This window comes from Vibrio sp. D417a (assembly GCF_030248595.1).
GTDB lineage: Bacteria > Pseudomonadota > Gammaproteobacteria > Enterobacterales > Vibrionaceae > Vibrio > Vibrio alginolyticus.
Genome location: NZ_JAHGAM010000033.1, coordinates 23,797 through 35,889, shown reverse-complemented (window position 1 = coordinate 35,889; position 12,093 = coordinate 23,797). Strand labels below are relative to the sequence as shown.

Genomic DNA, 12,093 nt, shown 5'->3' with positions numbered 1-12,093 from the left:
GGCGCTTTATGATGCTCTATACCGTTGCGGTGATCGTGGTGCTGCTGTTCGCACTAGCGACCCAAATGTTCAAGGTTTTGAGAGAATACGAACGTGGGGTTGTGTTCTTTCTTGGTCGATTTCAAGAAGTCAAAGGACCTGGTTTGATCATCCTTATCCCATTTATTCAGCAAATGGTGAGGGTTGATTTACGTACTGTCGTTTTGGATGTGCCGACACAAGATTTGATTACCAAAGATAACGTTTCTGTGCGCGTCAACGCGGTCGTTTATTTTCGCGTAGTCGATCCTCAAATGGCGATTAACAATATTGAAAGCTACAGCGATGCCACCAGCCAGTTAGCACAAACCACGCTGCGCTCGGTATTGGGTCAGCATGAACTCGATGAATTGCTATCAGAGCGAGAACGCCTCAATAAGGATTTACAATCCATTCTCGATCAACAGACTGATGACTGGGGAATCAAGATTGCTACGGTTGAAGTCAAACATGTTGATTTAAATGACAGCATGGTCAGAGCCCTAGCCCGTCAGGCAGAAGCAGAACGTAACCGTAGGGCGAAGATCATTCACGCTACTGGTGAGTTAGAGGCTTCAAATAAATTAAAAGAAGCAGCGCAAATGCTCAACGAAGCACCGAATGCACTGCAATTACGTTACATGCAGACACTCACTGAAATCACTACAGACAAAACATCCACTATTATTTTTCCAATGCCGATCAATCTTGTCGAAGCTGTCAGTGATATCGCCGAAGCGGTGAAAAAGAATAAAGAGACACAAGATAAGTAAGATTCTGCCCCTAGGAAGTAACGACCACTCACGTTACTTCCTTATTTGGTACTCGCTTTAAGGATGTGCCTATCTTCTTTATCACATTCTTGTTTCATTACTTCTAAGCCCGTTTTAAAGCATGTTCGCCAAGCGGTTTCAACATCGGCATCATACCCGGAATCACACTGTCGAACCGTTTCTAACAAACTCTCAAGCCAAACATCAAAATCCTGCGGCTCTATACCAATATCTGCACTTGCATGCTTTTTCCCATACTTTTCCACCATTTTGTGCGCTTCGGTCGAGGTATCTGCCATCATAAAAAATACAATAGACCCTCTAAGCATTCTCACTTGTTGGTGCATGTCTATACCGTCAAACTTCTGTCTAAAGTTGGCACTTTTCGACCATAAATTTTTGTAGAACAAGTCGAAAAACTCCTGATCTGAAGTACAACGTTCATAGCTATCATTAAAAACTTCAATCACGTTCATGTTGCTTTCCCCTACGCCTCAATATGAGTTTAATTTAATATCAAATAAAAGCTTCCAAATAAGGACTTTTAAGTTTCAAATCGATCAACTCACATCGATTTTCAACAAAAAGTAAAAAGTGATTTAAATAAACACCCTCTTATCAATGAAAAAATATCCATTATCATGAACCCATATTCGAGGTACGCATGGTTGTCGATGCTAGTGCATCCTCATCTGTCATCACATAAAGAGGATATAAACGTGTCCCATCAAATCATTACAGATCTAAATAGCCGTTACACTGCAAAAAAATATGATGAAACCAAGCGCGTTTCTCAAGAAGACATGGCGATAATCAAAGAAGCACTGCGTTTGTCGGCGTCTTCTATCAACTCACAACCATGGAAATTCATCGTTATTGAAAGTGATGAAGCGAAGCAACGTTTCCACAATACGTTTGCAAATATGCATCAGTTTAACCAACCACACGCGAAAGCCGCATCACATACGATTCTGTTTGCTTACGATCCTAAATTTACTAAAGAGAAATTTGCGAAGCGTGTGGATGCAGAAGTAACATCTGGCCACTTGCCAGCGGAGATGTACAACAACTTTATGGGTGCTTACGCTTTTGCCGATGCAAATACGGACGAAAATGGCTTCAACGGAAACTGGACAAAAGCACAAGTCTATTTGGCACTAGGCAACCTACTACACACATTGGCACGACTAGGCATTGATTCAACACCGATGGAAGGTGTCGATCCGGCTCTGATTGGAGAAGAGTTTAAAGAAGAGCTCGAGGGCCATATTTGTGAAGTTGCGCTGGCGATTGGCTACCATAAAGATGGGGAAGATTATAATCATGGTCTTCCAAAAGCACGCCTTGCAATGGATGACGTAATTACGACTCTATAGTCGACCATTGTCTTAGCTTAGCGACTTAACTCATTGTTTAAACTAAAAAGAGCCGCATTAATGTGCGGCTCTTTTTTACTTGGTTCTGCGTCAACGTTACGCAACTTGCTCTGACTTAAAATTACCAAGCAATGCATCGTAAAGCTCATTGTCGCTTAACACACCAACCAACTTATTATCTTCAACCATAAGCAGAGGCTGATTGCTACGCTGTTTAAGTTCAATCGCTTCTCGCATACTGATTTCTGGACTAACCTGAACCAGAGAGTTTTCATTAACTTCGTCAAGGTTCGAAGAGTCGCTCTTCCATTGAATCAACGATTTATCTTTATCCGCTAAACTTAACCCCTTGCTCTCTTGTATCACCCAAATATCTTTGTCAGGGCAAATTAGAACACGCGTATCTTCGCGAACCAAATCGTCACGCATTAAGGAACGTCCCTTCAGCACATTTAATGGATTAGTGTGAGCAACAAAGTCCGCCACATAATCGTTTTCTGGAGCAAGAATGATCTGTTCTGGCTTGCCATGTTGAATCAGCTTTCCTGATTCCATAATGGCGATGTTGTTGCCGATTTTAAGCGCCTCATCCAAGTCGTGACTCACAAAAAGAATGGTTTTGTTTAGCTTTTCTTGAAGCAGAATCAATTCATCTTGAAGCTGAGCACGAATCAATGGATCAAGTGCTGAAAACGGTTCATCCATTAACAAGATATCAGTGTCCATCGCAAACGCTCGCGCTAGGCCAACACGCTGCTGCATACCACCAGAGAGCTCGTGCGGGAATTTCGTTTCCCACTCAGACAAACCGACCATTTCGAGCTGTTCACGCGCTTTTTTACGGCGCTCTGCTTTGCCAATGCCTTGCATTTCTAGACCAAACGCAACGTTATCTAATACCGTTAACCATGGCATCAATGCAAACTTCTGAAACACCATGGATACGCGGTGAGTACGAAGGTGGCGCAACTTCTGTTCGTCACAGTTAGAGAGCTCAACCATGTCGTCGCCGTCTTTAATTTTCAGAGAGCCACGAGAAATTTCGTTCAACCCGTTAACTGTTCGCAGCAAACTTGATTTACCCGAGCCTGAAAGCCCCATCAAAACACAGATCTCACCCTGTTTCACGTTCAGCGAAACATTATCAACCCCAACCACTTGGCCAGTTTCGTCGATGATTTCTTGTCGAGACTTCCCTTGATCTAACAGTGCTAGCGCCTGTGCTTGTTGCTGACCAAAAACGACATCAAGATTGTGAATAGTAATAGCGTCCATGATTATGCCTCCTTCTGGTTTGGTGCTTTACACAAGCGATCAAGAATGATGGCAACGAGTACAATCGCTAAACCCGCTTCAAAACCTTGTGAAATGTTTACCGTATTCAGTGCACGTACGACTGGCTTACCAAGCCCATCAGCACCAACAAGCGCCGCAATGACAACCATAGACAAAGACAACATAATACATTGCGTAACGCCAGCCATAATACTTGGCAATGCCGCAGGTAACTCCACCTTAAACAGTAGCTTCATGCGGCTGGCACCAAATGCTTTACCCGCTTCAAGTAGCTCCTCCGGCACTTTAATAATGCCGAGGTACGTCAATCGAATTGGCGCAGCGATAGCGAAAATGATGGTCGAGATTAGACCAGGGACAATACCTAAGCCAAACAGAACCAAGGTTGGAATTAGGTAAACGAATGTCGGTACGGTCTGCATCAAATCGAGTATTGGCCGCAACAAGGTGTATAACCAAGGACGGTGCGCCGCCATAATGCCCAACGGCACGCCAATTAATACGGAAATCGTTGTCGCTGCAAACACAAGGACAAAGGTTTCCAGCATTTCTTGCCAGTAACCAAGGTTGAGAATTGCGAGTAAGGCCAACACGATAAATACGACAAGAGGAATGCTGCGATGTAAGAACCAAGCAATTGCCGCCGTCATAATGATTGGCGCTGCAGGTGGCATCCATTTAAAAATGTCCACCACGAAAAGAATGATCGTTTCAAGTGTAATAGAGATTGCATCGAAAAAACCCGATGCATTGATGGTTAACCAATCGACGCCAGTTTCCATCCATTGGCCCAACGGTAGTTTGTTGTCCGTAATAAAATTCAAAATAAAACCTTTGTGTTAATGAAGCGGGCAAAACTCTGCCCACTTTCTTTTAAAAAAACGAGCTCAAATACTGCTTATTAAGCGTTTGTTTTTAAGTAGTTTGTAATAGCTGTTAGCGCATCTTGGCCATCTACCGTTTTCACGCCCTCTAGCCACGCTTCAATTTGCTCTTGGTTTGCATTCAACCATGCTTGCGCTGCTTTTGATGGCTTCTGTTTCTGGTTAAGAATCGCTTCCATCAGTTCATTTTCCATTTCTAGGTTAAACTCTAGATTTTTCACTAGCTGACCTACATTTGGACACTCAGCGAGGTAATTTTTACGTACGTTTGTGTAGACGTTCGCGCCGCCGTAGTTAGGACCGAAGAAGTCATCACCACCCGCTAGATATTCCATTTCAACGTTACTATTCATTGGGTGCGGCGCCCAACCTAGGTACACAATCCATTGATTGCGGCGTGCGGCACGTGATACTTGAGAAACCATGCCAGCTTCACTGGACTCAACTAGGCTGAAATCTTTTAGGCCGAATGCGTTGCTATCAATCATTGACTGAATTAAGCGGTTGCCATCGTTTCCTGGTTCAATGCCGTAAATGCGGTCTTTAAATTTGTCGGCATGTTTTACTAGGTCAGCGAAGTTGGTTACGCCTGCGTCATAAACGTATTTTGGAACCGCTAGCGTGTACTTTGCGCCAACGAGGTTCGCGCGTACGGTTTCAACAGTACCTGCATCACGGTATTTCGCGATATCACCTTCCATCGTTGGCATCCAGTTACCTAGGAAAATGTCGATATCGCCATTAGCCATAGAGGAGTAAGTTACAGGCACAGACAGAAGATCGGTCTTCGTTTTGTACCCCAACCCTTTAAGTAACTCTGATGTAACGGCAGTGGTCGCTGTGATGTCAGTCCAACCTACATCTGCGAAACGAACCGTTTCACATTGGTTGGCGTAAGCGCCTGTTGCTAAAGTACTTAGTGCAATTGTTGAGAAGATTTTTGTCATCTTAGACATGTTGAATTCCTTGTAATGATTACTGACTTTTTCATTTTATGAGATCGAATCGAGATCTCTTTTTGGCGGATGCATTCGTTGCATCTCTTGCCAGTCCGGTGCAATCCAAACTGGTACGTTGTTCGACGTTTCTAGGGCGTTATCCAAAATCATATCCGCGGCGCGTTCTGCCACCATAATCGTTGGCGCATTTAAATTACCGTTCGGAATGGTTGGGAAAATAGAAGAGTCCACCACACGCAAGCCTTGAATACCGCGTACTTGGCATCGCTCATTTAAGACGGCTAATGGGTCGTTATCTGCGCCCATTTTGCAGGTACAAGATGGATGGTAAGCACTCTCGACGTTTTGCTTCACCCATTCATCAATCTGTTCATCCGTTGTGATGTTCAGACCGGGTTGGATCTCATCCCCACGAAACTCATCCATGGCTGGCTGATTGAGGATCTCGCGAGTAAGGCGAATACAATCACGCCAATCCTGCTTATCTTGTTCAGTGGAAATGTAGTTAAACTCAATCTTCGGCTTATCATTCGGATTCGCAGAGACAACTTCGACCGACCCGCGACTTTCTGGCTTGTTAGGTCCAACGTGCACTTGGAAACCATGACCATCAAAAGCAGCTTGCCCGTCATAACGCATTGCCGCTGGCAAGAAGTGATATTGAATATTTGGCCACTTTAGCCCTTCTCGAGAGCGGATAAATGCACACGATTCAAAGTGGTTAGTAGCACCAAGGCCTTTGCGAGTTAATATCCACTCAGTGCCAATCAAGCCCTTGCTCACCAACCCTAATTTGCTGTTGAGCGTGATAGGTTGTTTACAGTGATATTGGAAGTACACTTCTAAGTGATCTTGCAGGTTTTTACCTACTCCCTCCAACGAGTGTTTCACCTCAATGCCCGCTTTTTCTAAAACTGCCTTAGGGCCAATGCCTGAAAGCTGCAACAGCTGAACGGAGCCAACCGAACCCGCACTCGAAATCACTTCATTATTCGCAAAACATTGCTGAATTGAACCTGACTTTTCAAATTCAACGCCTACCGCTTTCTTGCCTTCTGCACCAGTTTCTTCTAATAAAACTCGATGAACCGTCACCCTCTTCATTAGGGTGAAGTTTTTGCGTTTTTTAGCACGGCTTAAGTATGCATTAGAGGTTGAAGCGCGTACGCCTTTGTCGACGGTCATATGCATTGGGCCAAAGCCCTCTTGCTGATAACCGTTGTAATCTTTTGTTTCTGGGTAGCCCGCTTCTTTGCCTGCATCAATAAAAGCTTGGTACAGCGGGTTGAGCTTCATATCGTTGCCGTTACATGTGCCGACTGGACCGTGATCGCCCCGATATTCATCAGCACCACCAATCCAAGACTCTGCTTTACGGAAATAAGGCAAACACGACTGATAATTCCAGCCTTTCGCGCCTTCCTCTTCCCACTGGTCAAAGTCACAAGCGTGTCCGCGAACGTAAACCATGCCGTTGATAGATGAGCTACCGCCCAGAACTTTTCCGCGAGGACAATGAAGTTGGCGACCATCCAACCCTTGCTCTTCAACCGTCTCAAACTGCCACGCGTATTTTTCAGTGTTCATCGGGTAAGAAAGCGCTGTTGGCATTTGGATAAAAATACTTTTATCCGACCCACCCGCTTCGAGTAATAGGACCGAATTTTGACCACTTTCACTTAAGCGATCCGCTAACACACAGCCGGCCGAACCCGCACCGACGATGATGTAATCGTAGTGTTGTTGCATTTTTATTCTCCTAGGAGTTAATACTCATCACCGTAGATAAGTGAACGAAATTAGCGTAGGAAAAATGCTTGAGAACAAGGCGGAAATTTTGATAAGTAGTTAACCTACAATCAAAATTGACAACGTAGTTATCGAGCATTTTAACAAGCTAAAGTGGTCAGTTATCTACTATGAGTAGTATCATTTGTAAGGGCTTTCGAAGTCGCTTAGCTGAACCAGAACACTCTTCGTTTGTGTGTAATGTTTAAGGGTTTCGACTCCGTTTTCACGGCCAACACCTGATTGCTTGTAGCCGCCAACTGGCATTTCCGCAGGTGAGTCACCCCATGTGTTCACCCAACAAATACCCGCTTGAATTTGATGGATCACACGGTGCGCACGAGATAGGTTTTGAGTAAATACACCTGCCGCTAAGCCATAATCGGTGCCATTTGCACGCGCAATCACTTCCGACTCATCGCGGAATTTCAGAACTGACATTACCGGGCCAAAGATTTCTTGTTGAACGTGGCTCATGTCATCATCGCAATCGACAAATACGGTTGGAGCAACAAAGTTACCATTGGCTAGGCCATTGTCTGTTACTTTGTAGCCGCCAGTCAGTAACGTCGCGCCACTCGCTTTCGCGGCTTCAATCGCTCCTAGAACTTTCGATTCATGATCTTTAGAGATTAGCGCGCCAATTTGCGTGTTCTCATCAAGCGGGTCGCCGACGACTAACAGCTCGGTTCGGGCTTTAAGTTGTGCGATAAAGTTGTCATAAATACCTTCATGGACAAATACGCGTGTACCGTGCGTACAAACTTCACCTTGGGTGTAGAAGTTCGCCACCATGGCCGCAGAAACGGCATCGTTTAACTTCGCATCATCAAAAATAATCAGCGGAGACTTACCACCAAGCTCCATCGTTACTTGTTTTAGAGTCTTAGCGCTGTCACTCATGACGACTTTACCGGTGCCTGACTCACCCGTGAATGACACTTTTGCGATATCAGGATGCGCCGTTAGCATCTGTCCTACTCGGTAATCCCCTTGCACGACATTAAATACGCCATCTGGCATGCCCGCTTCTGAATAAATTTCGGCGAGCTTAAGCGCCGTTAATGGTGTTTCTTCTGATGGCTTGAAGATCATTGCGTTGCCCGCAGCCAGTGCTGGCGCCGATTTCCACATCGCAATTTGAATTGGATAATTCCAAGCGCCAATACCCGCGCAAATGCCCAATGGCTCACGACGTGTATAGAAAAACTGATCGTCGCTGAGTGGCTGCTGTTCACCTTGTAGACTTGGAGCAAGGCCAGCGTAGTACTCAAGAACATCGGCACCTGTTGTGACATCAACCGCGATAGCTTCTTGAATTGGCTTACCAGTATCTGCCACTTCCAATGCAGCCAGCTCGTCATTACGCTCACGTAAAATGGCAACGGCTTTGTGTAAAATACGGCTGCGCTCAATCGCAGTCATCGCCGACCATGCAGCAAAACCTTTCTTTGCCGATTCAATCGCTGCTTGAAGATCGTCTTGGTTCGCTTGTTTAATGTTGGCCAATGGCTCACCATTCGCCGGATTGTAAGTGGTGAAGTGTTCATCTGAACACCCGTCGTACATCGCACCATTGATATAGTGTGCTTTCATTTCCATTTTGAAGACCTGTAACTTTTATATTTTTTCAGAATAAAACGTAAGTTGTTTTTCGAGATAATCGTTGATGATGACTCTCGCTCTTTCTGCATCAATGCCTTGCGGGTTGAGCGTTCCGCGCAGCCAAATTCCATCAATAAGTGATGCAATACCATGAGCAACCAATTCAGCCTGCTCTGCATTTAATAATGCTTTGAGTTCTTTTCTTAGGTGGGACAATAGACGTCGTTCGTTGACACGCTGCAAACGCTTGAGCTGCTCGTCATGCATTGAGTACGACCAAAACGCCAGCCAAGTCTTAGCAACTTGGTTTTCTGCCTGATAGCCGACAAAGTTACCATCAATGATGGCGTTAATTCTTTGGTGATGAGCATCACTTGGCAGCTCACGTAACTTCTGTGTGATAGTGGACGAAAGCTGACGCAAGATTTCTCGCATCGTTTCCTCCAGCAATCCGTGCTTACCACCGAAATAGTGGTTGATAATCCCCGTTGATACACCGGCTTCTTTGCTGATTAACGAAATACTCGCCGCGTGTAAACCGACTCTATCAATCACTGACATTGTCGCTTTCACAAGCTGCGGTTTTCTGATTTCAGGCATCCCCACCTTTGGCATTTTGCGTCCCTGTTATTTTTAATTGAACGGTTAGTTAAATATAAAATGCCTGAAAATTAATTCGAACTCAAATTATTTTTAAAGAAAATTCTTAGTAAAAAAGGATGAAAAGTTGAGGGTGTACGAAAAATTGCTCAGCAAGAACTTGTCGGGATAACTAGATTTTAGTTTAAGAAAAAACAAATAAGATAAAAAAATCAAATAGTTAACTATTAATCTATTTTTAAAACGATGATGAACGAGTTGATTTTTGAACAACAAAAATCTGTGCCACAAAAAATTTATATCGACCACTAATCATTTCACCTGTACACGGTTTGTTTGCACAAAGAATAGACACACTAGTTTGTTATAGTTTTGTAGACACAAGTGGCATTCGCACTTTGAAGGTGAAGAAGGCAAAGAGAGGTTATATTGAACGCCATGAATATGCGATTCGATACCCTTAAGCCATTTTTAAGTAATATCGCCAAGTGACTTTAAGATGTTAGATTCAGCGTTTTATATTCGAAGCAAGGATCTCAAAGTCACTTGGCTATCAAAGTAAATGGGAGGGATAAGTTCAGATTCATCGTGCGATGAGCCTGAACTCTTGATTTCTGTTAGGCTAGCGAGCGACCTTTCACGCAGTTGCGTCCGTTCGCTTTCGCTTGATAAAGCAATTTATCGGCCTGATCGCAAAGTGATTTAAAACTCATCTCATTATCTTCAGTGGTAACGACTCCAAAACTACAGGTCACTCTCACTTCTTCTTTCTGTTCCGTAACAAAGCCATGTAGGGATAAAGCGCTACGTAAACGTTCTGCAGTAATAAGGGCGTTTTTATGGTCTGTATTGGGCATAACAACAACAAACTCTTCACCACCAAAGCGAGCAACAATGTCGTTCTCACGTACAGTTTCCTCCAACACTTTGGCAACGCCCGTTAGTACGGTATCTCCAAACACATGCCCATAGGTATCATTTACCTGCTTGAAATAATCCACATCGATTAACGCTAAAGTTACTGGCCCCGATTGTGGTTTATTTGGCACCATTTTCTGTTTATCGAGTTTGCTATCTACCCATTTATTTAAAGCTAGATAACCGTACTTAACTTGCTCGACTTGCTCAAAAACAAAGTGTTGTATCTTTTCTTGCTTAGATTGAGGTACCGGTTTCTCTTTTCGCTCACGCCTCACTTCTACTGGCTTAGTGAACCAGTCCTCTAAAAAACGGCGATTGAACAACCCTGTCAATGTGTCTGTCTTTGCGAGGCGACGCATTCTCAAACGCGAGCGATTGACGACGAGAAATACTACCGCCATCAAAAATAGAACACCGATGAGCGCAAGTAGCGCTTCACCCAATAAGTAAAAAGTACGACGGTTATTTTCTAGCTCCATACGCTGCAACACATTGTTCCAGTTGAGATCTTCGTTCTCATATTCAAGTCGTTCCAATTCAAATAACGTCTGCTGGCGCTCAAGATTTTCAACTTCTCTTTGATTGCTAAATTGGATAAATTTATCGTGATAGTTACCGTAAGTTTCGAATGCTAGTTTAAAGTCATTGCTTCCCGCATAGGCCATAGCGGCGACTTTTAGTAGCTCCATTTGCTGTTGCTTGACGTATCGACTCTCTATAATCTCCGGCAGCATTGGCGCGATCATCGCTAAAAGTATTTCAAATTGCTGCTGCTCTAACATATATTCGGCTTGTAACAACTTAAATGTTGCCAAATACGCGCTAGACGTTTCTCTGTACTGTAAATTCTCCGCCAGCTTCAAGTGGTTAACCATCTTCTTTTCTTGATTCGTCTCGCGATATAAAGCTGCAAGTTCAAGGTTAACTCGAAATCTAAAGCGTCCATCACCGATAATTTGAGCCAGCTTTAACGCTCGCTGATATGACGCTATCGCCTCTTCGTATTGGAACTGTGCTTTATGAAGTTTCGCTATCGTCAAAACGCTCAACAACTCATTGAACGACATACGCCTATCCCTAAAATAGCGATATGCTTGTTCCAAAAGCGCCTCAGATCGGTCGTAACCCTGAATTTTGACAAGTACGTCACCTAGCTCTAGTGCTGCACGTTCTACCAGCCCGTGAACACCTGAAGATTCAGCCGCATCCATGGACGACATAAGTGCAGCATAGGATTTTTTAAACTCACCTTGCTCATCGTAATAGCGTCCTTTTAGCAACAGGATTTCTGATTCAAGTTGCTTATCACCATTCTCACGCGATGTTTCCAACAAGCTATCCAACGCAGAAAGCGCGGTATCGATATTGCTCTTTCCAACCATAGTTCGCATCTGAATCAACTTAAACAGGAGATACTCATGGCTCTGTGGACGTACAAGCTCCAATCCTTTTTGAACGACACTCTGACTCTCTTCTACGCGCCCTAGCAGCTCTAAAACCGTGGCCTTGGCAAGCCAGTAACGCACCAACAGCGCTGTTGGTTGGTTTTGTAGCAAAGACTCTTCTTCTAACGCTTCAATCAAAGCTAAAGAACTCTGAGGTAATGCGTAAATTTGATTTTCGATGCCTTCTAACGACTGTAAAAACTTACCTTCCTGTTCCACCTTTTCTGTGGAGGCCTGAACAGAAAAACACAGACACCCCAATAATAGCGGCATCGTCCTAAGCGAATGAAATAGTGACATTATTGCTCTTCCCTAATGGGTAGTTACTTCAGTGTAATTGAGAATTCTGATTATTTATTATTAAGACAACTGAAGGTTATTCAGTCAGCCTCATATTCCCATGTATTTTGCGCTGAATAATAAATCAC

10 protein-coding genes are annotated in these 12,093 nt (G+C 44.0%); 2 read left to right on the top strand and 8 right to left on the bottom strand.

Annotated features, from left to right (window positions below; translation table 11 throughout):
* Window positions 1-8 precede the first annotated feature (8 nt).
* On the top strand, window positions 9-791 hold the full coding sequence (locus KI742_RS21385) for a slipin family protein (RefSeq protein WP_005373196.1): 783 nt from the start codon (window positions 9-11) through the stop codon (window positions 789-791).
* A 41-nt stretch (window positions 792-832) separates the two neighbouring features.
* Here the strand turns inward: KI742_RS21385 and KI742_RS21380 are convergent, their stop codons facing one another.
* Window positions 833-1,267 carry a globin gene (locus KI742_RS21380; protein WP_149192078.1) on the bottom strand — a complete coding sequence of 145 codons (435 nt, stop codon included), beginning with the start codon at window positions 1,265-1,267 and terminating at the stop codon, window positions 833-835.
* Between the two features lie 243 nt (window positions 1,268-1,510).
* Here KI742_RS21380 and KI742_RS21375 point away from each other — a divergent pair, with 243 nt between their 5' ends.
* Window positions 1,511-2,167, top strand: a complete 657-nt coding sequence (locus KI742_RS21375) for an NAD(P)H-dependent oxidoreductase (protein WP_064354707.1) — start codon at window positions 1,511-1,513, stop codon at window positions 2,165-2,167.
* Window positions 2,168-2,263: 96 nt separating this feature from the next.
* Here KI742_RS21375 and choV read toward each other — a convergent pair whose 3' ends face one another.
* The 7 genes from choV to KI742_RS21340 all read right to left on the bottom strand — a co-directional run bounded on the left by choV (window position 2,264) and on the right by KI742_RS21340 (window position 11,938).
* On the bottom strand, window positions 2,264-3,442 hold the full coding sequence (gene choV, locus KI742_RS21370; protein ID WP_132937138.1) for a choline ABC transporter ATP-binding protein: 1,179 nt from the start codon (window positions 3,440-3,442) through the stop codon (window positions 2,264-2,266).
* Between the two features lie 2 nt (window positions 3,443-3,444).
* The gene (gene choW, locus KI742_RS21365) at window positions 3,445-4,287 is read right to left on the bottom strand and encodes a choline ABC transporter permease subunit (protein ID WP_005392552.1); all 843 of its coding nucleotides are present in this window, start codon (window positions 4,285-4,287) and stop codon (window positions 3,445-3,447) included.
* Between the two features lie 77 nt (window positions 4,288-4,364).
* Window positions 4,365-5,303, bottom strand: coding sequence for a choline ABC transporter substrate-binding protein (locus KI742_RS21360; protein ID WP_005382646.1), 939 nt, complete (start codon window positions 5,301-5,303; stop codon window positions 4,365-4,367).
* 36 nt (window positions 5,304-5,339) lie between these two features.
* Window positions 5,340-7,055, bottom strand: coding sequence for a choline dehydrogenase (gene betA, locus KI742_RS21355; protein WP_005373209.1), 1,716 nt, complete (start codon window positions 7,053-7,055; stop codon window positions 5,340-5,342).
* A gap of 180 nt (window positions 7,056-7,235) precedes the next feature.
* Complete coding sequence (gene betB / locus KI742_RS21350) at window positions 7,236-8,696, bottom strand: betaine-aldehyde dehydrogenase (protein WP_206954251.1); 1,461 nt, start codon at window positions 8,694-8,696, stop codon at window positions 7,236-7,238.
* Window positions 8,697-8,714: 18 nt separating this feature from the next.
* Window positions 8,715-9,314 carry a transcriptional regulator BetI gene (betI, locus tag KI742_RS21345; protein ID WP_064369302.1) on the bottom strand — a complete coding sequence of 200 codons (600 nt, stop codon included), beginning with the start codon at window positions 9,312-9,314 and terminating at the stop codon, window positions 8,715-8,717.
* Between the two features lie 602 nt (window positions 9,315-9,916).
* The gene (locus KI742_RS21340; protein WP_373417464.1) at window positions 9,917-11,938 is read right to left on the bottom strand and encodes a diguanylate cyclase; all 2,022 of its coding nucleotides are present in this window, start codon (window positions 11,936-11,938) and stop codon (window positions 9,917-9,919) included.
* Window positions 11,939-12,093 lie beyond the last annotated feature (155 nt).

Excerpts from the sequence above, each read along its gene's own strand:
- KI742_RS21360 (WP_005382646.1), bottom strand. The coding sequence starts at position 5,303 with ATGTCTAAGATGACAAAAATCTTCTCAACAATTGCACTAAGTACTTTA.
- betA (WP_005373209.1), bottom strand. The coding sequence starts at position 7,055 with ATGCAACAACACTACGATTACATCATCGTCGGTGCGGGTTCGGCCGGC.
- choV (WP_132937138.1), bottom strand. The coding sequence starts at position 3,442 with ATGGACGCTATTACTATTCACAATCTTGATGTCGTTTTTGGTCAGCAA.
- betI (WP_064369302.1), bottom strand. The coding sequence starts at position 9,314 with ATGCCAAAGGTGGGGATGCCTGAAATCAGAAAACCGCAGCTTGTGAAA.
- KI742_RS21380 (WP_149192078.1), bottom strand. The coding sequence starts at position 1,267 with ATGAACGTGATTGAAGTTTTTAATGATAGCTATGAACGTTGTACTTCA.
- KI742_RS21340 (WP_373417464.1), bottom strand. The coding sequence starts at position 11,938 with ATGCCGCTATTATTGGGGTGTCTGTGTTTTTCTGTTCAGGCCTCCACA.
- betB (WP_206954251.1), bottom strand. The coding sequence starts at position 8,696 with ATGGAAATGAAAGCACACTATATCAATGGTGCGATGTACGACGGGTGT.
- KI742_RS21385 (WP_005373196.1), top strand. The coding sequence starts at position 9 with ATGATGCTCTATACCGTTGCGGTGATCGTGGTGCTGCTGTTCGCACTA.